This window comes from Accumulibacter sp., from assembly GCF_036625195.1.
Taxonomy (GTDB): Bacteria; Pseudomonadota; Gammaproteobacteria; order Burkholderiales; family Rhodocyclaceae; genus Accumulibacter.
The window spans coordinates 2,878,009-2,898,364 of record NZ_JAZKUG010000001.1 but is presented as its reverse complement, the minus strand read 5'-3'; the positions used below and the strand labels follow the sequence as shown (position 1 = coordinate 2,898,364).

The 20,356-nt window shown below is 65.0% G+C and carries 22 protein-coding genes; 10 read left to right on the top strand and 12 right to left on the bottom strand.

Going from position 1 to position 20,356, the window contains the following annotated elements:
- Positions 1-239: 239 nt before the first annotated feature.
- From V5B60_RS12910 to V5B60_RS12900, 3 genes are all read right to left on the bottom strand, one after another.
- Positions 240-1,121, bottom strand: a complete 882-nt coding sequence (locus V5B60_RS12910; protein ID WP_034942133.1) for a hypothetical protein — start codon at positions 1,119-1,121, stop codon at positions 240-242.
- Positions 1,121-2,836 (bottom strand): AAA family ATPase, encoded by a 1,716-nt coding sequence (locus tag V5B60_RS12905; protein WP_332347437.1) that lies wholly within the window; start codon positions 2,834-2,836, stop codon positions 1,121-1,123. The genes V5B60_RS12910 and V5B60_RS12905 overlap by 1 nt, the downstream gene beginning before the upstream one ends.
- 123 nt (positions 2,837-2,959) lie before the next feature.
- Entirely contained in the window at positions 2,960-4,471 is a 1,512-nt protein-coding gene (locus V5B60_RS12900) for a sigma 54-interacting transcriptional regulator (RefSeq protein ID WP_332347436.1), read from the bottom strand.
- Positions 4,472-4,648: 177 nt separating this feature from the next.
- On the opposite strand from V5B60_RS12900, the gene V5B60_RS12895 reads away from it, so the two are divergent.
- Together V5B60_RS12895 and V5B60_RS12890 are read left to right on the top strand one after the other, a co-directional pair.
- Positions 4,649-5,284 (top strand): putative metalloprotease CJM1_0395 family protein, encoded by a 636-nt coding sequence (locus V5B60_RS12895; RefSeq protein WP_332347434.1) that lies wholly within the window; start codon positions 4,649-4,651, stop codon positions 5,282-5,284.
- Between the two features lie 16 nt (positions 5,285-5,300).
- Complete coding sequence (locus V5B60_RS12890; protein ID WP_332347432.1) at positions 5,301-5,780, top strand: OsmC family protein; 480 nt, start codon at positions 5,301-5,303, stop codon at positions 5,778-5,780.
- Between the two features lie 30 nt (positions 5,781-5,810).
- Here the strand turns inward: V5B60_RS12890 and V5B60_RS12885 are convergent, their stop codons facing one another.
- The 3 genes from V5B60_RS12885 to V5B60_RS12875 all read right to left on the bottom strand — a co-directional run bounded on the left by V5B60_RS12885 (position 5,811) and on the right by V5B60_RS12875 (position 8,769).
- Complete coding sequence (locus V5B60_RS12885; RefSeq protein ID WP_332347430.1) at positions 5,811-6,743, bottom strand: branched-chain amino acid transaminase; 933 nt, start codon at positions 6,741-6,743, stop codon at positions 5,811-5,813.
- Positions 6,744-6,919: 176 nt separating this feature from the next.
- Entirely contained in the window at positions 6,920-7,822 is a 903-nt protein-coding gene (gene gcvA, locus V5B60_RS12880) for a transcriptional regulator GcvA (RefSeq protein ID WP_332347429.1), read from the bottom strand.
- Positions 7,823-7,929: 107 nt separating this feature from the next.
- On the bottom strand, positions 7,930-8,769 hold the full coding sequence (locus tag V5B60_RS12875; RefSeq protein ID WP_332347427.1) for a cytochrome C assembly family protein: 840 nt from the start codon (positions 8,767-8,769) through the stop codon (positions 7,930-7,932).
- A 30-nt stretch (positions 8,770-8,799) separates the two neighbouring features.
- Between V5B60_RS12875 and ffh the strand changes: the two genes are divergently transcribed.
- Positions 8,800-10,155, top strand: coding sequence for a signal recognition particle protein (gene ffh, locus V5B60_RS12870; protein WP_332347426.1), 1,356 nt, complete (start codon positions 8,800-8,802; stop codon positions 10,153-10,155).
- 29 nt (positions 10,156-10,184) lie between these two features.
- On the opposite strand, the gene V5B60_RS12865 is transcribed toward ffh, so the two are convergent.
- Both V5B60_RS12865 and V5B60_RS12860 read right to left on the bottom strand, forming a co-directional pair.
- Positions 10,185-10,787: a lytic transglycosylase domain-containing protein gene (locus tag V5B60_RS12865; RefSeq protein ID WP_332347425.1), complete on the bottom strand. Its 603-nt coding sequence runs from the start codon at positions 10,785-10,787 to the stop codon at positions 10,185-10,187.
- A complete protein-coding gene (locus V5B60_RS12860; protein WP_332347423.1) occupies positions 10,775-12,499 on the bottom strand; it encodes a proline--tRNA ligase in 1,725 nt (574 codons plus the stop codon). The genes V5B60_RS12865 and V5B60_RS12860 overlap by 13 nt, the downstream gene beginning before the upstream one ends.
- 236 nt (positions 12,500-12,735) lie before the next feature.
- On the opposite strand from V5B60_RS12860, the gene V5B60_RS12855 reads away from it, so the two are divergent.
- From V5B60_RS12855 to coq7, 3 genes are all read left to right on the top strand, one after another.
- A complete protein-coding gene (locus V5B60_RS12855; protein WP_332347421.1) occupies positions 12,736-13,281 on the top strand; it encodes an RNA pyrophosphohydrolase in 546 nt (181 codons plus the stop codon).
- On the top strand, positions 13,278-13,853 hold the full coding sequence (locus tag V5B60_RS12850; protein ID WP_434735329.1) for a CNP1-like family protein: 576 nt from the start codon (positions 13,278-13,280) through the stop codon (positions 13,851-13,853). Before V5B60_RS12855 ends, V5B60_RS12850 begins: the two co-directional genes overlap by 4 nt.
- A gap of 139 nt (positions 13,854-13,992) precedes the next feature.
- Complete coding sequence (gene coq7, locus V5B60_RS12845) at positions 13,993-14,616, top strand: 2-polyprenyl-3-methyl-6-methoxy-1,4-benzoquinone monooxygenase (protein ID WP_332347417.1); 624 nt, start codon at positions 13,993-13,995, stop codon at positions 14,614-14,616.
- Here coq7 and V5B60_RS12840 read toward each other — a convergent pair.
- Entirely contained in the window at positions 14,613-15,032 is a 420-nt protein-coding gene (locus tag V5B60_RS12840) for an OsmC family protein (RefSeq protein WP_332347416.1), read from the bottom strand. The genes coq7 and V5B60_RS12840 overlap by 4 nt on opposite strands.
- 578 nt (positions 15,033-15,610) lie before the next feature.
- Between V5B60_RS12840 and V5B60_RS12835 the strand changes: the two genes are divergently transcribed.
- From V5B60_RS12835 to V5B60_RS12825, 3 genes are all read left to right on the top strand, one after another.
- Positions 15,611-16,036, top strand: coding sequence for a hypothetical protein (locus tag V5B60_RS12835; RefSeq protein ID WP_332347414.1), 426 nt, complete (start codon positions 15,611-15,613; stop codon positions 16,034-16,036).
- A 161-nt stretch (positions 16,037-16,197) separates the two neighbouring features.
- Positions 16,198-16,320, top strand: coding sequence for a hypothetical protein (locus tag V5B60_RS12830; RefSeq protein WP_332347412.1), 123 nt, complete (start codon positions 16,198-16,200; stop codon positions 16,318-16,320).
- Complete coding sequence (locus tag V5B60_RS12825; RefSeq protein WP_332347411.1) at positions 16,301-17,896, top strand: hypothetical protein; 1,596 nt, start codon at positions 16,301-16,303, stop codon at positions 17,894-17,896. Before V5B60_RS12830 ends, V5B60_RS12825 begins: the two co-directional genes overlap by 20 nt.
- 246 nt (positions 17,897-18,142) lie before the next feature.
- On the opposite strand, the gene V5B60_RS12820 is transcribed toward V5B60_RS12825, so the two are convergent.
- The 3 genes from V5B60_RS12820 to V5B60_RS12810 form a co-directional block, all read right to left on the bottom strand.
- Positions 18,143-18,391 (bottom strand): hypothetical protein, encoded by a 249-nt coding sequence (locus V5B60_RS12820; protein ID WP_332347409.1) that lies wholly within the window; start codon positions 18,389-18,391, stop codon positions 18,143-18,145.
- 412 nt (positions 18,392-18,803) lie between these two features.
- Positions 18,804-19,043, bottom strand: coding sequence for an FAD-dependent oxidoreductase (locus V5B60_RS12815; RefSeq protein WP_332347407.1), 240 nt, complete (start codon positions 19,041-19,043; stop codon positions 18,804-18,806).
- A gap of 290 nt (positions 19,044-19,333) precedes the next feature.
- Positions 19,334-19,771 carry a hypothetical protein gene (locus tag V5B60_RS12810; protein ID WP_332347406.1) on the bottom strand — a complete coding sequence of 146 codons (438 nt, stop codon included), beginning with the start codon at positions 19,769-19,771 and terminating at the stop codon, positions 19,334-19,336.
- On the opposite strand from V5B60_RS12810, the gene V5B60_RS12805 reads away from it, so the two are divergent.
- Positions 19,762-20,352, top strand: coding sequence for an SCO family protein (locus tag V5B60_RS12805; RefSeq protein ID WP_332347404.1), 591 nt, complete (start codon positions 19,762-19,764; stop codon positions 20,350-20,352). The two genes, V5B60_RS12810 and V5B60_RS12805, sit on opposite strands and share 10 nt — an antisense overlap.
- The last annotated feature ends 4 nt before the right edge of the window (positions 20,353-20,356 follow it).

Sequence of the window (20,356 nt, the reverse complement as noted above, 5' to 3'; positions counted from 1 at the left end):
ATTGCCCTGAACGACCAAGAAGTGGCAGTAACCGTGGCAAGATGGATTGCCCCGAATCTCTTCGGCCACCGCCTGCCGCATGTCCGGGCATTCATCGAACACCTGCCCAAACAGACCCAGAAAAGGGGCATCGCTGGTTGCGATGCGGCGCCTCATCACTTTCTCGGATTGATCGAGCAGCAGGCGCCGCTTCAGTTGGGTGGGGTTGATCTGCGCCATGTGTTACCTTGCGTAAGAGTTCAGTTGCTCGGTGGGTAGGAAAGGAAGGGGTGGTCGGACGACGGATAGGCCCTCCACTCGCGTTCAAAAGTGGCAGGTTCCAACAGTGTCACCAAGTCCTCATCGGTTGATCTGCCTTCCTTGTTGTCATCCAGGCCAGTTTGATACGAGGCACCGCCGCGTTCTGTCAGGATGAAACGGTTGTGTAGGGCCTGCTCGGGATGCAGGTGCACGCTCAAACACACCCCACGGGGCAACATTTGGGGGATCGCACGTTCGAAATAGCTGCGGATGTTGCCGGGCAGGGCGCTGTTGGCGCGATGCACTTCGATGGACACGCCTTTTCGGCCGCTTTCGCGCAACAGCTTGAGCAAGTGCATCAGGGGTCGCTTCCAGCGCAACTCGTTCGGTTTGAAATGCGGGTCTACCAGTTTGATGGTGTGGGCGCAGGAAACCAGCAACGCCACGCAATCGACGATCTCGTCCGCCGTGCGACGGATATGCTTCTGTCCCGTGGCTTGGAACAGCGGGGGATCGTCGTCTACCTCGTCGGTGGTCAGTACCTTGGGGTGAGCGTTCTGCCGCTCCCGAACAATGATTCCGTCAAACGGTAGACGGCCATGTTCCATCAGTACACGATCCAGCCATGGCAAAGCGCCATCACCGCTCGGACGCTCCCGATTGAGCAGAACCAGCCCTTCCAACCGGCGCAATTTTTCCTCAATCCGCGCACGTTCCACATCCCGCGCCTGTTCCTGGGCGGCTCGCAGAACCGCTTGGCGCCACTTCCGAGGAAACGCAGCAATCACCCTTCCCTTCGACACCCCGAACTTCTCGATCAAGTCCTTGAAGCTGGCCCAGGTGGCGACGGCCTCAGGCTCCAGAGCGAATTCCTTCAGCATCAGAACAACTCCTCGCTACGCTCCACGAAGAAGCCTCTCGGCCAGCGTTCAGTGAATTCACCGCTGTCGTCAATCGGCAGCGATGAAATGCGCATACCGCCCTCGTCCTTGTCCACATAGAGGACGCTGACGTCCTCCGGTTTTACCTCCGGCAAGCCAAGCAGCAATTCGCCGTCGCTGGTTTCACGGATTCGCCGCAAGAGACGAAGCATCAGGTGTTCGCTGTGCGTTTCGATGAGAAAGCCCATCTCCCGCGTCTTGACCCCTTCGATGAACAGATCGCCAAGTGCCACCTGCATGGCCGGGTGAATATGAAGCTCCGGTTGTTCGATGGCAACCACGCTCCCGCCAGGGACCAGTGCGCCAACAACGATGGGCAGCACCTGCGAGATGCCGACCCCGACATCGGAGGGGTCGAGTCGGAGCCCGGATCGCGTTTCGACGATCTTCATCTCGATATTCTTCAGAGACTCCTTGAGCAGGTCACGGAGTTGCGCCCTATCGAGATCACCCTCGACGATCTGACGAAAGACTTTGGCATCTACTTGCGCCAGATGCTTCCTTTCCAGCTTGTATCCGGAGTTCAGTTGCTCCTTGCCGGCAAGCCACCGACTCACCTCCTCTACCACGTTCAGCGAAGTGGCGTCGTCTTCCAGCGCCTTCCACGCAGCAAGTCCTTCGGACCAGTCGCTCAGTTCGTCCGATGGAATGCCCTTGCGCGGCGGTCGAGCTCGCAACGGGCCAATATAACGCAGATTTTTGAGCCAGTCGCGCACGAGTTTTCCCGGACCAATGATCAATTTCGCGAGGAATGAGGTACCCTCCCAAGCCCATTCGTTCGCGATCTCCATGGCATCGCGGCCCCACTGCATGTCGTCCCAGCAGTGCATGTTCTCCCAGTCGACTGCGGGAAGCTCCAAGGTCTCTCGCTTGTCGAATGTTGGAATCGGGTCAAGTCGGTTGAACCAGTTCTTCAGGCCCATGTGGGGGCCTTTGTCAACAAAGCTTGGGAGGATGCTGTCGAGCAGGCTCTCGTATGCGTCCGGTTCACAAGGACTAAGACTGACTTTCAGCTCCTCGAAAAGTTCTTTGTCTTTCTGATAACGTCGTCTGTTACCTTCTATCACCTCCTCAGGAAGAAGTCGCCGAACTGCGGGATTCAACTTGTTGAACTTGGCAATTTTCAGGATGCCGCTGGCACGTTCGATGCGCATTAGATCGGCACCGTTGAGCCCCACGGTGTAGGCAAAGGCGACAGGAGACTGCTCGTTCTCGTCCCAGCACACTTCAATCTCGACTGATGCCGAGCGCACAGAACGGAGCACGTCCGACTGGGCCTGACGGAACTCCCCGTCACGTATTTCCGATTCCGTTGAGTAGATCACAGTGTCGTCCACCTTGTAACCGGAATCCATAGGCGGCAATTCCTCACCCGTCACTTCGAGATGCACACCAATCCGGATGGTCCGACCGAGCTCCTGTCCATGAACAAACCTACGGAACCCGCCCAAATCCAGAGCCCGTCCCGAAACCGGCGTCCTGACCGCATCCAGATTCCGCCGATCGAGCACATCCTTCATGTACAGCAGCGCATGCAGGATCGTGCTCTTGCCGGCGCTGTTGGCACCGAACAGTAGCGTGATGGGTTTCAGGTCCACGCGCACCCGCTCGGAGATGCCCTTGAAGTTCTCAATTTCTATCGCGGTGATGCGCATTTCGAATCCTTGTCGGCCAATGTTGAAGACACGGTCAAACTGCTCTCAGACTGGCCGTGCTGAAAATCTCCCACGTAGCTCCACTAGCAACGAGCGTGCCAGGGCAATACCGCCGCGACCGGGTCACTGCTCAACATGCCCGACGTCATAGCGGTTCATCCAGTTGGTGAAGGTCTGGTAGTTGCCGAAACCCAGCAGTCTGGCAGCCTGTGTCTTGTTGTTGCGGGTGTGGGCCAGCGCCCGTTCGATGTAATGGCGTGCGACCTGTCCCATCAGCGCCTCCAGCTCGACGCCCGACTCGAGCGGGCGATTGAGAATCTCGTGCTCACCGTACCGCGTCCGCGGCGAGAGCAGAAGTGCGTCACTGATCGCATCCAGGCCAATGGTCTCGTCGTCGGACCAGACGGCGGCGCGCTGCAGCGTGTTGAGCAGCTCGCGAACATTGCCCGGCCAGGGATGCTGCAGCAGAAGATTTCTTGCGCTGGCAGATAATTTCTTGTGCTGCACGCCCAGTTCGCTGACGGCAACGTTGAGCTGTTGCAGAAGCGCGTCGATCAGCAGCGACAGGTCGCCGGCGCGCTCGCGCAGCGGGGGCAGCCGGATGATCGCCACCGCCAGGCGATAGAAGAGGTCCTCACGGAAAGTGCCGGCTGCGACCTCGCTGAGCAGTTCGCGGTTGGTCGCGGCGACGACGCGGACGTCGACCCTCCTGGCTTCACTGGACCCGACCGGAGTGACTTCGCTTTCCTGCAGGCTACGCAGCAGCTTGACCTGGATCGCCTTCGGCAACTCACCGATTTCGTCGAGGAACAGCGTGCCGCCGTCGGCGCGCTCGAAGTGACCCTTGCGGTCGCTGACGGCGCTGGTGAATGCACCGCGGCGATGACCGAAAAACTCGGACTCGACCAGTTCCGGCGGGATCGCGCCGCAATTGACCGTGATGAACGCTCTGGCCGCGCGTGGGCTCGCCTGGTGGATGGCACGCGCCACCAACTCCTTGCCGGTACCGCTCTCGCCTTCGATCAGTACCGGAATCGAGCGAACCGCGACGCGTCTTGCCAGCGCAATGACCCGCACCATGGCTGGGCTGCGGTGGATGATCGCTGCGAACTCGGCCGCCTCGTCCGGTGCGCCCTGAGCCAGCAAGCTCAGTCGCTGATCGGATTGCCGCAACAAGCGGGGGATGAACTCGGCCGCTATCGCGAACGGGACTTCAGCTTCCGCAACCCCGGCTTCTGGAGACGACTGGATCAGCCGTGCCGGATGGGTCGTTTTCGCCAGCAGGATCCAGACGGAGGCCATCGCCGGCGTCCCTGGACTCAGGTGGAAAGTGAGGGCGATCTGGCGGCAGTCCAGGTCCTCCAGAGCCTCGACGGCACGCTGATAGATCTCGCCAAAATCGATCGGCGAGGTCAGCTTGACGCAGCGCAAGCGAATCTTCGCCGCAGTCTGCGCCCTCAACCAGCCGACGAAGGGCTCGGCCTGCTCGGACGGGAAATCACTGAGCAGGAGAATCTGCTGGTAGTCCGATGCCAGCACAGCCTGCGCGAGGGGTCCCATGCCGACTGCCATCTCGCCGGCCGCCGCTCGCAAGTCGGTACGGCCGATCCAGGAAACGAGGACAGCTTCTGGCATGGAAGTTTTCTTCTACAAGACAAGCAATCTTATACTCGGGCGAGCGAAGCGACAAACGGCGGGTGATCCGGGCCCGCCCGGCGTGCGGAATCCGCCTGCCCGCACAGCCTGTCGCCGCGCAAGCGCAGCACAGACCGCCTATACTTCGCTTCTCGTCCGGCCAAATCTGAATCCCGCATGATCGCTTCCCTGTCATCGGCGGTCTCGACCGCGCCGTCGTTCCCGACCCGCCCGCTGCCGGCGCGCACCGGTGCCGGCGTGGCTGCGGCCGATGGCGCGCCAGCGGGCGAAGCGACGGCCGACGGGCCGCCGGTTGCTGCCGCCGGCGGGCAGGAGAAAGGCCAGCTCTCCGAGGCCGACCGCCAGCGCCTGCAGAGCCTGCAACGGAGCGACCGCCAGGTGCGCGCGCACGAGATGGCGCATGTCGCCGCCGGCGGCAGTCTGGTGCGCAGCGGCGCCAGCTTCAGCTACGCCATCGGGCCCGACGGCCAACGCTACGCCGTCGGCGGCGAGGTCGCCATCGACACCTCACCCGGGCGCAGCCCCGAGGAGACCCTTGACAAGGCGGCGCGCATCCGCGCTGCGGCACTGGCCCCGGCGGACCCCTCGCCGCAGGATCGGCAGGTCGCGGCCATGGCGACGCGGATGGCGATGCAGGCGAGCATGGAACTGGCGCTACGGCGCGACGGGACGGCCGGCACCGCGGCGGCAGCCGACAGCAGGCCGGCCGGCGCGGCGACGGTCGCTGCCTATGCCGGGGTCGCGGCGACGACTGGCGATGCGCCGGCCGCCGCCATCGACCTCTTCGCCTGAACGGGAGGAATCCAGCATGGCCGAGTATTCCGCCGAGGTCCTCTGGCTGCGCAGCGAACAGGCTTTCGTCGACAACCGCTACAGCCGCCGCCACCTGTTGCGCTTCGACGGCGGTATCGAGCTGGCGGCTTCATCGTCGCCGCATGTCGTGCCGCTGCCCTACTCCGACGCGGCGGCGGTAGACCCGGAAGAAGCTTTCGTCGCCTCGCTCGCCAGTTGCCACCTGCTCTGGTTCCTCGCCATCGCCGCCGGCCGCGGCCATCGCGTCGACCGCTACAGCGACCAACCCAGCGGGGTCATGGGCCGCAACAGCGACGGCAGACTGGCGATGACGCGCGTCACCCTGCGACCGGCGGTGCAGTTCTCCGGCGATCGCCTGCCGACCGACGAGGAAATCCGCCAGATGCATCACGCGGCGCACGACGAGTGCTTCATCGCCAATTCGGTGCGCTGCGAAGTCTGCTGCGAGCCGGTCCTCGCAGTGCCGCCCGGCTGACGACCGGCTCCCGCGTCGACCGGCCGGCACCTACCCGTGCTCGACGACCGGCGTCAGCCACGCGCCCCGCGCCGCGTCGCGTCCGTGCACGCAATCGAAGTAGCGGCGTTGCAACTCCCGCGTCAGTGGCCCCGGGCGTCCATCGCTGACCCGCCGCCGGTCGACCTCGACCACCGGCGTGATCTCGGCGGCGGTCCCGGTGAGCAGGACTTCGTCGGCACAGTAGAGTTCGTCGCGCGTGATGCGCCGTGACCGCACCGGCAGACCCATGTCGCCGGCGATTTCGATGATGCTGCGGCGGGTGATGCCGTCGAGTGCCGACGTGACCTCCGGCTCGAGCAGCGTCCCCTGCCGCACGAGGAAGAGATTGGCGCTGGCGCCCTCGGCGACGAAGCCGGCGGTGTCGAGCAGCAGCGCGTCGTCGTAGCCGTCGGCGCGCGCCTCGCGGCTGGCAAGGATCGAGTTGGTGTAGGTCGACACCGACTTCGCCCGGCACATCTGGACATTGACGTGGTGCCGCGCGAAGGACGAGACGCGGACGCGGATGCCATCGTCGAGCGCCCGCTCGCCGAGATGGGTGCGCCACGGCCAAGCGGCGATCGTGGCATGCACGCGCGCGCCGACCGGGTCGAGACCGACCTTCTCGGCGCCGAGGAAGAGCAACGGCCGGATGTAGCCGGCGGCGAGACGATTGCGGGCGATGATCCGCCGACAGGAGTCGGCGAGCGTCGCACGATCGAAGTCATGCGTCAGGCCGAGGATGTGCGCCGATTCGAAGAGCCGCTGCAGGTGCTCGTCGAGCCTGAAGATCGCCGGCCCGCTGGCCGTCGCGTAGGCGCGAATGCCCTCGAAAACGCCCAGGCCATAATGCAGCGAGTGCGTCAGCACATGCACCCGGGCTTCGCGCCAGGGAACGAACTCACCGTCGAGCCAGATCCAGCCATCCTGATCTTCGCCGCTCATTGCCTTCTCCCGCGTTGACTGTCGAGCGCACAGCATCGCAGCCGCCGGCGAGCCTGACAAACGAAAAGACTGCGTGCGAGGATGAGCCGGATTCATGCCGGCCGCCTTGCCGCCGGGAGGATCACCGTCGGCCGACGGGCAGCGCGCGTCGCCGCGCGAGCGGGCCGGCCGCGGCGCTACGCCGTGCCGCCGCTGGCCTGGGGCCCGGCTTGCGCCGCCGCCAGCAACCAGCGGACGAAGGCCATCACCCACGGCCGCGACGAGCCATCGGGCGCGAGCAGCACGTGGTAGCCGCGATCGAGCGCTGCCACGGCGAAGGGCTGGATCAGGCTGCCCGCCGCCAGCTGCGACTCGACCAGGCGGCGCGGGCACAGGGCAACGCCGTGACCTGCCGCTGCCGCTTCGATCATCATCACGGCATCGTCAAAGCGGACACCGCCCGCCGGCTCCGGCCAGTCGAGACCGGCGGCCTCGAGCCAGGGGCGCCAGGGCAGGATCGGGTGGTGCAGCAGCCGGGCACGAAGGAGCTGCGCGGGCTCGCCGAGTCCGCCGACGCTGGCCGGGTAGGCGGGGCTGCAGACTGTCACCAGGACCTCGTCCGACATCTTGAAACTCTCCAGACCCGGCCAGCGGCCGTCACCATAGCGCACCGCGAGGTCGACCTCGCCCGAGCGGATGTTGCCGAGCTGGGTCGACGTGGAAAGAATCAGGTCGACTGCCGGGTACTGGCGCTGGAAATCGGCCAGGCGACTGACCAGCCACTTGCTGCCGATCGCCGGTGCCACGCTGACGCGCAGTTCGTGCCGTGCGCCGTGGGCGATGACGCGCGTCGCGCTTTCGATGTCGGCGAGGGCGCCGCGGATGCTGGCGAGGTAGGCCTCGCCCGCTGGCGTCAGGACGATGTTCCGGTTCAGGCGCAGGAAGAGCCGCACGCCGAGATCGTCCTCGAGCTGCCTGATGCGATGGCTGACTGCCGACTGCGTGACACAGAGATCCTCGGCCGCCTTGACGAAGGACTGGTGGCGGGCGGCTGATTCGAAAGCCTCGAGCGCATGCATCGGCGGCAGACGGAAGGCCATCGCACTCAGCAGCGGGGGTTGAATCGACCGCGCGATCGCCGTGCGGCATCGCTCAACCGCCGATTCCCTGCATCTCGGCCTGCTGGAGACGATTTCTTCACAACCTCTCAGATGCGGCCGAGCACGACTTCGACGACGAAGCGGCTGCCGATGTAGGCCAGCAACAGGACCATGAAGCCGGCCAGGGTCCAGCGCATCGCGATGCGCCCACGCCAGCCATAGACGCGACGCCCGACCAGCAGCGCGGCGAAGATAGCCCACGAGGCGAAGGCAAAGAGCGTCTTGTGGTCGAGTGCCGCCGCCTTGCCGAAAATCTCCTCCGAGAACCACACGCCGCTGACCAAGGCGACGGTCAGCAGGCAGAAGGCGACGGTGATCATGCGGAAGAGCAGCGCCTCCATGGTCAGGATCGGCGGCAGGCTGCCGAGGCTGCGGGTCATCGAGCGCTGGTGCAGCTTGCGTTCGGCAAAACCCATGAAGACGGCGTGCAGCGCCGACAGCGTGAACAGGCTGTAGGCGAGCATCGCTGCCAGAAAGTGGACGAGGAACCCGGCACCGCCGGCATGGCCGATGACCCGCAACTGCGGGAAGATCGCCGGTGCCGCCGCGCCGGCGGCGGCGAGCGGCAGGACCATCGGCTGCAGGCCGTCCATGCGCGAACGGAAGCTCTCCAGCCAGTAGATCAGCACCGCCAGCCAGAGCATCAACGACAGCGCGTAGCTGAACGAGAAGCGCATGCCGCCGCCAGCGAAGACCCCCTGATAGAGACCGAAACCCTGGATCAGCAGCGCGACGACGATCGCTGCCCGCTCCCACGGCTGCATCGGCAGCGTCACCAGCGAGCGCTCGGTCTCGCGCCAGCGCGTGTGCCAGAAATGGATCCCGAGAGCGGCGTAGAGCAGCGACGAAACGACGTGCGGCAGCAGGTGCAGTAGAATGTCGGGCATTTTTCGAGTTTACACCAAGCCGGAATCCAGATGCTCGACAACCTGACCCAACGCCTTTCCCGCGTCATGAAGACGCTGCGCGGTGAAGCACGCCTGACCGAGTCCAACATCGCCGACGCCTTGCGTGAGGTCCGCCTCGCCCTGCTCGAAGCCGACGTCGCGCTGCCGGCGGTCAGGCACCTGATCGCCGCCGTGAAGGAGAAGGCCGTCGGCGAGGAAGTCATCGGCTCGCTGAGCCCCGGGCAGGCGCTCGTCGGCGTCGTGCACCGCGAGCTGACACAGTTGATGGGCGAAGCGCACGCCGGTCTCAACCTGGCGACGCAGCCACCGGCGATCATCCTCATGGCCGGCCTGCAGGGATCGGGCAAGACGACCACCGTCGGCAAGCTGGCCAAGCTGCTGCGCGAGACGCAGAAGAAGAAGGTCCTGGTCGTCTCCTGCGACGTCTATCGGCCCGCCGCGATCGAGCAGTTGAAGACCGTTGCCGGCCAGGCCGGGGCGGATTTCTTTCCCTCGACGGCCAGCGAGAAGCCGGTCGACATCGCGCGCAACGCGGTCGACTGGGCGCGGCGCCACTACCACGACGTGCTGCTGGTCGACACCGCCGGCCGGCTGTCGATCGACGAGGCGATGATGCGCGAGATCGCCGAGCTGCACGCGGCGATGCGGCCGATCGAGACGCTCTTCGTCGTCGACGCGATGCAGGGCCAGGATGCGATCAATACCGCGCGCGCCTTCAACGAAGCCTTGCCGCTGACCGGGGTCATCCTCACCAAGCTCGACGGTGATGCGCGTGGCGGCGCCGCGCTGTCGGTCCGCCACGTCACCGGGCGGCCGATCAAGTACGCCGGCGTCGGCGAGAAGCTGACCGGCATCGAGGCCTTCCACCCCGAGCGCATGGCCTCGCGCATTCTCGGCATGGGCGACGTCCTGTCGCTGATCGAGGACGCCAAGAAGGGTATCGACGAAGAGAAGGCGATCGAGTTCGCGCGCAAGCTGAAGTCGGGCAAGACCTTCGATCTAAATGATTTCAAGGACCAGATCAGCCAGATGCGCAAGATGGGCGGGCTGTCGTCGATGCTCGAGAAACTGCCGGCGCAGTTCTCACAGGCAGCCGGTCAGTTGCCCGCCGGTGGTGAGGAGAAGGCGGTGGCACGCATCGAGGGGATCATCAACTCGATGACGCCGGCCGAGCGCAGCCACCCCGAGTTGCTCAAGGCCTCGCGCAAGCGGCGCGTCGCACTCGGCGCCGGGGTACAGGTGCAGGAGCTCAACCGTCTGCTGAAGCAGTTCGAGCAGACGCAGAAGATGATGAAGCAGTTCTCGCGCGGCGGCATGGCGCAACTGATGCGCGGCCTCAAGGGCATGCTGCCGGGAATGCGCTGACGGAACAGAAGCTGGGGCAGGATGGCGGGTCAGCGCATCGCCAGGTTGCGTTTGCTGTAATTCCAGTGCGTCTGCCAGGCGGCGCGCACCATGTTCGGGTACTGTGGCTGGCCGAGGCTGCCGTTGTAGCGGCCGAGCGCCCGGTAGAGGTCACCCCGTTCGATGTCGAGGTAGTGACGCAGAATCGTGCAACCGTAACGCAGGTTGGTACGCAGGTGGAAGAGATTGTCCTCGCTGCCACCGACGAGCTTGACCCAGAACGGCATCACCTGCATGAAGCCGCGGGCGCCGGCAGTCGACACGGCATACTTCTTGAATCCGCTCTCGACCTGAATCAGGCCAAGCACCAGTTGCGGGTCGAGCCCGGCGCGCGTCGCCTCGTAATGTACGGCGCGCAGGAAGTCCAGGCGTGCATCGCGATCAGGAATCCGTTTCTCGAGCCGCTGCGACATCTCGCTCAGCCAGCCGATGGCCTCGGTCGAATCGGTGAATGAACTGCGTGGCGGCGCACGATCGGACACCGTGCGCGAGAGGGCTGCCCGCACGCTCGCCGACAGTGGCTCATACTTCTGCGCGCCGGCGTGCACCGCCAGCGGCAACAGCAGAGCGACGAGAGCGATCAGGCAGCGCACAGGCGGTCCTGCAGGAAGCGGCCGATCTCGGCCATGGCGACCATCCGCGGCTCGCTGTCGAGGCGTCCCTTGTACTCGAAGCGGCCCTCGGCGAGACCGCGCTCGCCGACGACGACACGATGCGGAACGCCGATCAGTTCCATTTCGGCGAACATCACCCCCGGTCTTTCGTTGCGGTCATCGAGCAGCACGTCGACACCGGCAGCGACCAGTTCGGCGTAGAGCGCATCGGCAGCCGCCCTGACGGTGGCACTCTTGCCGTAGCCCATCGGGACGATGCACACGGCAAAGGGCGCGATCGCTGCCGGGAAGACGATGCCACGCTCGTCGTGCCCCTGCTCGATGGCGGCTCCGACGATGCGGGTGACGCCAATGCCATAGCAACCCATTTCCATGATGCGGCTCTGCCCCCCTTCGTCGAGGAAGCTGCACTTGAGCGCCTCGGCATACTTTCTGCGCAACTGGAAGATGTGGCCGACCTCGATGCCGCGACACAGTTCCAGCCGACCCTTGCCATCGGGTGACGGATCACCGGCCACAACGTTGCGCAGGTCGCCGACCTGCGTCGGCTCCGGCACGTCGCGAGCGAAGTTGACTCCGGTCAGGTGATACCCCGCCTCGTTGGCGCCGCAGACGAAGTCAGCCATCGCTGCCACGCTGCGGTCGGCATGGACGGCGATGCCGCTGATGCCGACGGGACCGATGTACCCGGGTTGACAGCCAAGCGCCGCCAGAATCTCGTCGTCGCGCGCGAAACGGAATTCGCCGAGCAGCTTCTGCGCCTTCAGCTCGTTCAGGTTGTGGTCGCCGCGCAGCAGGATCATTGCAAAACCACCGGCGACAGTCTCGCTCCCGGCGAGGACGACTGCGATCGCCTTCACCGTCGTGTGCAGCGCGACCCGCAGCAGATCGGCCACGTCCTCGCAGCGGGTGCGACCGGGTGTCGCCACCTTCTGCAGCGGATTGCCGGCAGGCGGGCGGTCGCCCGCCGGGGCCAGCGCCTCCGCCAGTTCGACGTTGGCCGCGTAATCGGATTGCGGACAATAGGCCAGCGCGTCCTCGCCCGATTCGGCAAGCACGTGGAACTCGTGCGAACCGGTACCGCCAATCGAGCCGGTGTCGGCGGCGACGGCGCGGAACTTCAGACCCAGGCGATCGAAGATGCGCGTGTAGGTCGCGAACATGTTGCGGTACTCGCGCTGCAGGTCCTCGAAGCTGGCGTGAAACGAGTAACCGTCCTTCATCAGGAACTCGCGCCCGCGCATGACCCCGAAGCGGGGCCGGATCTCGTCGCGGAACTTGACCTGGATCTGGTAGAAGTGGAGAGGCAGTTGTCGGTAGCTCTTCACCTCGCGACGCACGACGTCGGTGATCACCTCCTCGTGCGTCGGACCGATGACGAAATCCCGCTGGTGTCGATCCTTGCAGCGCAGAAGCTCGGGACCGTACTTCTCCCAGCGCCCGGACTCCTGCCACAACTCACCCGGTTGAACGGCCGGCATCGACAGCTCGATGGCACCGGCGCGATCCATCTCTTCGCGGACGATCGCCTCGACCTTGCGCACGACGCGCAAGCCGAGCGGCATCCAGGTGTAGATGCCCCCCGCCAGCCGTTTGATCATGCCGGCGCGCAGCATCAGCTTGTGGCTCACCACCTCGGCGTCAGCGGGCGCCTCCTTGAGCGTTGACAGAAAGAACCGTGAAGTGCGCATCGGGATTGGCGGCAGACGAAATGAAACCGCGATTCTACTGGACGGATGGCCAAAATGGTTGCGCTGGCTGCCCGCCGCGGGCAACGACCAGGCCGCTTGGCGCGCAGCGCACACAAGCCGCAGCGGGCTGACCGCGGCGAACACGGCCGCAGACTCCCTTCGCTTCCCGCGATGCTTTGCAAGCCACGGGAATTGTGGAAGAATGCTCTCAACGATTTGATTGGCAGGTGTCGGACATGCTTGACCGTGAAGGCTATCGCCCGAACGTCGGCATCATTCTTTGCAATGCCAGGAACGAGGTCTTCTGGGGCAAGCGGATACGAGAACATTCATGGCAGTTCCCGCAGGGCGGCATCAAGCGGGGTGAGACGCCCGAGCAGGCCATGTATCGGGAACTCCATGAAGAGATCGGCCTGCTGCCGGAGCACGTACTCGTTCTCGGCCGGACCAAGGACTGGTTGCGCTACGACGTACCCACCCACTGGGTCAGGAGGGAGTGGCGCGGCAGTTACCGCGGACAGAAACAGATCTGGTTCCTGCTGCGCCTGGTCGGTCGCGACTGCGACGTATCGCTGCGTGCCTGCGACCACCCCGAGTTCGACGCCTGGCGCTGGAACAGCTACTGGGTCTCGCTCGACGCAGTGATCGAGTTCAAACGCCGGGTCTACGAGCAGGCCCTCAACGAGCTCGCCCGCTTCCTCAATGCCGATGCACGCCGCGCTCAGCGCGCCGCGGCGCAGTTCCGCTCGCCGCCGCCGACCGGGCTGCCCGCCAAGGAATGAGGGTGCCGACGACCGCTCGCGCCCGTAGCGCCGCCATCCGGCTGCGCCTCGTCGCCACCCGCGCGTGCTGGCTGCTGGCCGTCGTCCTGGCCTGGCCGTCGGCGGGACGGACGGAAAGCTACGACCCCGATGGCGAGCAGAGGCCTGCTCCGGAAGCGGAAGTCGAGTTGCCGGCCTTTCCGCGAAGCGAAAACCTGGTGCCCTTCACCGTCAGCGCGACGACGAACAACCAGTTCCTGATCGACAGCGCCTCGCTCAGCGTCGGCAGCGATGGCGTCATCCGCTACGCGCTGGTCATCATCAGCCCCTCGGGGGCGCGCAACGTCAGTTACGAAGGAATGAAGTGCGCGACCGGCGAACGTCGCCTGTACGCGCTCGGCCGCAGCGACGAGACGTGGGCCCGGGCACGGAACGATCGCTGGGTGCGGATCACCAACAGCACACTCAACCGGCATCATGCTGCTCTCTTCTCCGAGTATTTCTGTCCGATCACGGTCGTGCAGCAGACACCCGAACAGATGCTCGATACCTTGCGGCGCGGCGGGCACGCGACGCTGCGCGTCAGGCCATGATCGACCGCCGGAAGCACGCAGCACCACGGCTGCAGGCAGCGCCTTCTCGCCCACTTCCCGCTGCTGCCGCCAGCAGGCGAGGCACTCGTCGGCAGCGGGTGGCGCGACCCTCGAAGGCAACGGCACCTCCGAGGCAACCATGATCAGCGATCGCTTCATCATCGAGTTCGACAGGGCGTTGCGCACGCTGTGCGCACCGGCCTCGACGGTACGGGAAATCCCGGGCAACAGCGAGGCGGAGCCCGTCATGTCGGAAGCCGAGAAAGCCCATGCCGCAGCGCTGATGCGCGTGAACCACGTTGGCGAAATCTGTGCGCAGGCGCTGTATCAGGGTCAGTCTCTGACGTCGCGCGAGGACGGCGTTCGCCGGGCACTCGAGGAGGCCGCGCGCGAAGAGACCGAGCATCTGGCATGGACCGAACGTCGCCTGGCTGAACTGGGGAGCCGCACGAGCCTGCTCAACCCGCTCTGGTATCTGGGTGCACTGGCGATCGGCGTCGTCGCCGGCAAGCTGGGAGATGACTGGAGTCTTGGCTTCCTCGCCGAAACCGAGCGCCAGGTCGAGGCGCACCTGGACCACCACCTCAGCGAACTGCCCGAGCAGGACACGCGGTCGCGAGCGATCGTCGCCCAGATGCGAAGCGACGAGATCGCGCATGCCGAAACGGCAATGCGCCTCGGGGCTCGCGAGCTTCCGCCTCCGGCGATCGCGGCGATGCGGCTCGCGGCAAAGGCGATGACGCGGACCGCCTACTACGTCTAGGTTTCGATGATCTCGAAGTCGTGGCTGATGGCAGCCGTCTTGCCAAGCATGATCGACGCCGAGCAGTATTTCTCCTTTGACAGCTCGATCGCCCGCGCGACGACATCCGGCTTGAGTTGCTTGCCACTGACGCGGAAGTGGAAATGGATGCTCGTGAACACGCGTGGCTCGGTCTCGGCCCGCTCCGCCCGCAGGCTGACTTCGCACCCAGAGACGGCTTGGCGACCCTTCTTCAGGATCAGTACCACATCATAGGCTGTACAGCCGCCGGTGCCGGCCAGCAGCAGTTCCATCGGCCGCGGAGCCAGATTGCGCCCGCCCGCTTCGGGAGCACCGTCCATCACCAACGCATGATTGCTACCCGTCTCGGCGAGAAAGGACATCCCGCTGCCGGTCCACTTCACCGTACATTCCATTTGCTCCTCCTTGGCTGCAGAACGCTTCGATCAGGTTGCCGATTTTAGCCGCAAGTGTTTGCACGCACACCGGCGCATCATGCTGCGGCGCAGCATGATCAGTGAAAAAAAGGCCGGCCGTGCAAACGAGCAGCGTTGCACATAGTGAAAGGCATCTCCGATACGAGAGTCAATATAATGAATATTAAAAGGCTTTTGCAATTCACGGCGATCGCCCTCGAACCCGGAAAAAAAAGATTCCGCAACGCACAAAAAATAGTTGACCTTTGCTCTCGGAGCAGCCATAATGCACTCAACGTAACACTTGCAGCGGGATCTTCCTCCCACTCGGCTTGTCTCCTCCACCGTCCTCCTTTGGTGTGGATTTAGCGCGACTCCCACGAGTCGCGCTTTTTTTTGCATCTCCCACCCCGGCTCCCGTCCCGGGTAGTCGAACACGCCGCTGCTGCCGGCGACGAGGCTTGCGCCACGCCAGCGTTGCTTCCGATGGCGAGCCGGGCGTAAGATGACCGCCGGTTTCGTCGGGGGAGAGTTCATCGTTTGCGACGAGGCCCCATGGCGATATGGGCGCGTCGCCCTTGACTGCCTTCGGCGGCTGCGTCCGGCTTGGCATCGCAGCGGACCGCTTCTTCATCGCACCCACAAGACGGGTTAGCCACAGCTCGATCAGCCGTCCTGCCAATCAGCAGGCATCCAACATGCTCAGACGCTCCGTTCTCCTCCTTGCCAGCAGCGCACTCACCCCCTGTATCGCGACCCCCGCAGCACCGCCAGCCGGTTCATTCGGTTTCGACTGGCTGAGGCCGGGCACGGCCAGATGTAGCGTGATCAGCGAGACAGCCCTGAAAGGCTTTCGCTCATGCGAATATCACGCGGATGGTACATTCGGCTTGCGCGACCCCGCATTCGCCTGTCGCAGGAACGAGAAGAGCGAGTACCTGGTTTACGCAAGCAAGGCCGCATGTGTGCGCAATCTCGAAACCATGAAAGCGAATGCTCCCTGACGCCGCAAACCCGACGACCAGCCAATGCTGCGGACACCCCCGTTGCACGCCGGCCGGAGCCGCTCCCCGGCTCGCCAGGCGCCGTAACCTGCGCTGCCCATCCGCTGGCGTGCACTGGCTCATCGCCGCGTTCGCCGCGGGCGGTCGTGATTCGATGCTGCATGGCTGCCGCCGCCGACGACGATCAAGCGATCACCAGCGGTGAGCAGGATTTCGGTCTTGCCTTCCCGGCCCGGGTAACAACCACCTTCGAGGAGACAGTACATGCCCCTGATCAATCGTAGTTCGAGCCCGATCTACTGGCGGATCTTCAGTCCCGATGATCGGACGCGCGCGTTCGGGATCGCCCCGGCCTATGAAGGAACGCTCCTCGCTGGCGCTCAGGCCGGCATCGGCTACAGCGCCTCCCGCTTTCAGCTCGAGATTCGTGATCGGCAGCCGCTGTCGCTGATTCCGCCGAGCCGCGTTCTCGTGCCTGCCGGCCCACCGGGAATCGTCGGCGAGCTCCATCGCGCGAGCGACATGCTCGAGTACATGGGTGGATCCGAACTGCGCCTGACGACCCAGGAGCGCGTCGACGTGCCCGGTTTCCTGCCGAGCACGCACGGGTTCCGCTTTGCCAACCAGTTCCCCGCCAACACGGCGCACGTCAGCGTACGCGTCGGCAACGTCGACATGGCGATCGGCGACGCCGCGAACGGGCTGTGCGGCGGCATGGTGTACGCGGTGCGTGACTATTTCCACGCCGGCATGGCGATCCCATCGCACAAGGCGGGACCGGTCTCGGGTGTACTGTATGACTACCTCGTCGCTCGCCTTTACGACAGTTTCGATGGCCTGGGATGGACCGAATACCTGCGTTTGATGAGCCCGGGGTGCAGCGCCGGCGAGCGGGCCAGGACCGCGTATTTCAGCGCGCTGCCCGGCATCGAGAGCGACCTTCGCAACGGCGCCCCATCGCCGATCGGCCTGGTGCAGGTGAATACCGACGATCCGCTGAAAGTGGGGAACAACCACCAGGTGCTGGTCTACGGCCTCGAGCGCAACGGACGACGGCTGTGCTTGCGAATATACGACCCGAACCACCCCGCTCGCGATGACATCACGCTGGATTTCGACACCGGCGCGACGCCGCCGCTCTTCTCGTACAGTGTCCCTCCCGGCGGCGACGGCCGGATCTACAGCTTCTTCTCCCACCGCTACCAGCAGCGGCAACCCCCGGCGGCGAACCAGATTCCGCCGTGGGTCGACTTTCCGTTTCCCAACGCACTCGCCGAAGGGGCGAACAACATCATTGTCGGCAATGGCTGGCTGGGTCTGCTGCGGATCGAGCGCGTATTCGGCAACCGGTTCAACGGCACCCTCTATGGCCAGCCAATGGAAGGTGAGTGGAATCCCGGTACGCGCGCCATCCACTTCACCCGTTTTCTCGGCCCCGGCTACGAGCAGCGGTACACGGGCGTCCTCGAACTCGACCCGGCGACACGCAGCCTGACGGGCCGCATGACGGGGTCCTTCCAGGAGATTCACGACGGCGCAACCGGACAGTCCTCCTACGACTGGCGGGCCGTACCCCGCCTGCTCGTCGACGGCAACGGCTGGCAGACGGAACTGCGCCTGCACCGCATCGACGGCGATGGCAGCGTTGCCGGCGAGATGTACGGTGACGCGGTAAACGGACGCTGGGAGCAAGCCGCGCAGCGCCTGCACCTCACCCGTCGCTCCGCGGATCCCAACTACGCGCAGGAGTGGACGGGCCGCCGTACCGACGGCCTGACTTTCGCTGGAGACTTCCAGGAAATCGTCGGCGGCGTCCGCCAAGCCCGCCAATACCGCTGGATGGCCTTCGATGGGCGATGACCTTTTTTCTTTTCGGTGCTTTTCGGTGACAGTATACTAAATTTCGGATCGCCCCCCACCCGGAGGAGCGACGACGCGATGCGCTGCGACTGACCTGCATCGACCGTCTGCCTGGACGCACGGGCGCAAACGGACCGAACAGCCTTGCCGGCAACGACCGATCCCAGCGCGTGGCCGATTCGGCAGACATCGCCAGCGGCAGCGAACACCCTCCCGGCATCGCCGGCACGGTCCGCACAGTCACGCTCACGCCGACAGCTGACAGTCGCCCCTGTTCGCTGCTTGTACCTGCCACTGCTGGCGGTAGGCACAGGCATGTGCTGCGATCCATGCCAGGGTGCGGAACTCTCTCTGGTCATCAGGGAAGTGCTGCAGATAGTCCTCGATCACCGCCAGCTGGGTCTGCAGGAACTCGATTTCCGGGGAATCGGCATCCACCACGCTGCCTGCAGGGCCGGGAAGAAACTGTTTGGCCGGGTCATCTGGCATATCCATGCTCTGCTCCCATCGAGGCAAGTGGACCTTGCAGCGACAGCGCGCAACACGCACTGTCAGCTGCCGCCTGACAAGCTTGCGTGAATGGACGACCACGCGGGCGGGCGCGAGCTCGCCGGCAGAAGTAGCCACAAACAGATTTAACTACATCGCCTAAATCACTATAGCGGTGGAATATTGTTTCATCTCCAACCGGCCTGATGTCAACCGGGATGGGCCGCTGACGGCGGTCTTTCGCCACCCCTGGTGCAAATCCGCGACAGGCGCCGGCCGGCGACTCGAGCTTGCGCCCATCTCCTGGCGGGACCACACTGACCGTCAACCCCATGCACACGACCCTGGTTCCGCCTTCCGTCGCCACGTCCAAGGTGGCGGAGGCTGCAGGAGTCGCCGGCGCGATCTTCCGTTCAGGTCAGGCGTTGGCGAGCAGCAACGGAATGGCATCGATGCAGCATGGCCGCCCGGCCAGGAAGTCGGCCAGCAGTTCGGCACTGCCCGCGGCCAAGGTCAGGCCGAGGGTGCCGTAGCCGATGTTCACGTACAGGTTGGCATGGCCAACGCGGTCGATCAGCGGCCGGCCGGAGGGGGTCGCCGAGACGGGCGAAGACGGTCCTGTGCCGACTGTCGGTGACCGACAGCGAAGGCACCACACCGAGCGCGCAGTCGACGGTCAGAGAGTAGCCCTTGAGGTCGAGCAGCGGCACACGCAGCCCCATGCCGAACTGCGCCTGGAACCTGAGCCGCCGCAGCGCGGCGCGAAACGAGTCGGCATCACGCTAGCGGACGAGTTTGCCGTTCCGCCGATAATGCAGCGCCGGATCGGGATGCTCATCGAGCAGCGCGTGCAGCCAACGACGAGACAGGAAGCCCAGCGCCAGCAAATGGCACCTCGTCCGCCGCGCGCGCAGTCGTGCAATGGGCGGCGAAGCGGCCGCACCAGGATCAGAAACAGGGCGACAGCGACGGCCGAAAGCCGAGCGGCGCACGCGCGTCGAGCAGGTATCCGGCAAAGCTGCCGAGGGCCGCCGGTTCCGCCAGCGGTGCGACGCAGCTGTACGGCCACTGCGCGCCGTTGGCGAAAGTCGTCGCCAGTCCGCGGCCGTCGCGGCCCTCGACCAGCGTCACGCGATGCCCCTCGCACAGAAGCCGCCATGAGGAAAACAGCCCAACGATGCAGCCGTGCGGGCTCATCGCGACGCCGATAGCGATGGTGATCCGCTTGCGGCAGGCGCCCGATCGACCGTCGGCCGGCAAGCTGCGGCGTGCCGCAAGCCAGACCTTGCCCAGAATGCCTTCGCGGACGACAATGTCGGGCCGTAGATGCCGCCCCAGTTCCTGCAGCGGCCCCGTGCCACCGAAACTCGACGACGATGAAGACAACTCCCTCCCTCGCCAGCCTGGTCCTGCTCCTCAACTTGCTGCTCGTCGCCTGTTCCGGACCGCCGGCCTTCAAATCGACCGACATCACGGGTGTCGACTGGGGCAAGGAACTGGCGCTCACCGATCACCTGGGCCAGCCGCGCCGGCTGGCCGATTTCAAGGGCAAGGCGGTGATCGTGTTCTTCGGTTACACGCAGTGTCCGGATGTCTGCCCGACGACGCTGCTGTCGATGCGCGAGACCGTCGCCCGCCTCGGCAGCGACGCCGGACGCGTGCAGGTTCTCTTCGTCACCCTCGACCCGGCGCGTGACACGCAACAATTGCTCGCCGAATACGTGACCGCATTCAACCCGGGGTTCATCGGCCTGCGCGGCGACGACGCGGCGACCGCAGCGGCGGCGAGGGAGTTCAAGGTCTTCTATGGCCGGCAACCGGGCAGCACCCCCGACAGCTACAGCATCGATCACTCGACCGGCAGTTATGCTTTCGATCCGCAGGGGCGCCTGCGGCTGCTCGTCCGCCACGGCGAGGCACCCGACAATGTCGCTGCCGACCTGAAGCTGCTGCTCGCCGGCAAGTGATAAC

Excerpts from the sequence above, each read along its gene's own strand:
- V5B60_RS12855 (WP_332347421.1), top strand. The coding sequence starts at position 12,736 with ATGCTTGACCGTGAAGGCTATCGCCCGAACGTCGGCATCATTCTTTGC.
- V5B60_RS12830 (WP_332347412.1), top strand. The coding sequence starts at position 16,198 with ATGGCTGCCGCCGCCGACGACGATCAAGCGATCACCAGCGGTGAGCAG.
- V5B60_RS12895 (WP_332347434.1), top strand. The coding sequence starts at position 4,649 with ATGATCGCTTCCCTGTCATCGGCGGTCTCGACCGCGCCGTCGTTCCCG.
- V5B60_RS12850 (WP_434735329.1), top strand. The coding sequence starts at position 13,278 with ATGAGGGTGCCGACGACCGCTCGCGCCCGTAGCGCCGCCATCCGGCTG.
- V5B60_RS12825 (WP_332347411.1), top strand. The coding sequence starts at position 16,301 with ATGCCCCTGATCAATCGTAGTTCGAGCCCGATCTACTGGCGGATCTTC.
- V5B60_RS12820 (WP_332347409.1), bottom strand. The coding sequence starts at position 18,391 with ATGGATATGCCAGATGACCCGGCCAAACAGTTTCTTCCCGGCCCTGCA.
- V5B60_RS12875 (WP_332347427.1), bottom strand. The coding sequence starts at position 8,769 with ATGCCCGACATTCTACTGCACCTGCTGCCGCACGTCGTTTCGTCGCTG.
- ffh (WP_332347426.1), top strand. The coding sequence starts at position 8,800 with ATGCTCGACAACCTGACCCAACGCCTTTCCCGCGTCATGAAGACGCTG.
- V5B60_RS12905 (WP_332347437.1), bottom strand. The coding sequence starts at position 2,836 with ATGCGCATCACCGCGATAGAAATTGAGAACTTCAAGGGCATCTCCGAG.
- V5B60_RS12910 (WP_034942133.1), bottom strand. The coding sequence starts at position 1,121 with ATGCTGAAGGAATTCGCTCTGGAGCCTGAGGCCGTCGCCACCTGGGCC.
- V5B60_RS12860 (WP_332347423.1), bottom strand. The coding sequence starts at position 12,499 with ATGCGCACTTCACGGTTCTTTCTGTCAACGCTCAAGGAGGCGCCCGCT.
- V5B60_RS12885 (WP_332347430.1), bottom strand. The coding sequence starts at position 6,743 with ATGAGCGGCGAAGATCAGGATGGCTGGATCTGGCTCGACGGTGAGTTC.
- V5B60_RS12805 (WP_332347404.1), top strand. The coding sequence starts at position 19,762 with ATGAAGACAACTCCCTCCCTCGCCAGCCTGGTCCTGCTCCTCAACTTG.
- gcvA (WP_332347429.1), bottom strand. The coding sequence starts at position 7,822 with ATGGCCTTCCGTCTGCCGCCGATGCATGCGCTCGAGGCTTTCGAATCA.
- V5B60_RS12890 (WP_332347432.1), top strand. The coding sequence starts at position 5,301 with ATGGCCGAGTATTCCGCCGAGGTCCTCTGGCTGCGCAGCGAACAGGCT.
- coq7 (WP_332347417.1), top strand. The coding sequence starts at position 13,993 with ATGATCAGCGATCGCTTCATCATCGAGTTCGACAGGGCGTTGCGCACG.
- V5B60_RS12840 (WP_332347416.1), bottom strand. The coding sequence starts at position 15,032 with ATGGAATGTACGGTGAAGTGGACCGGCAGCGGGATGTCCTTTCTCGCC.
- V5B60_RS12900 (WP_332347436.1), bottom strand. The coding sequence starts at position 4,471 with ATGCCAGAAGCTGTCCTCGTTTCCTGGATCGGCCGTACCGACTTGCGA.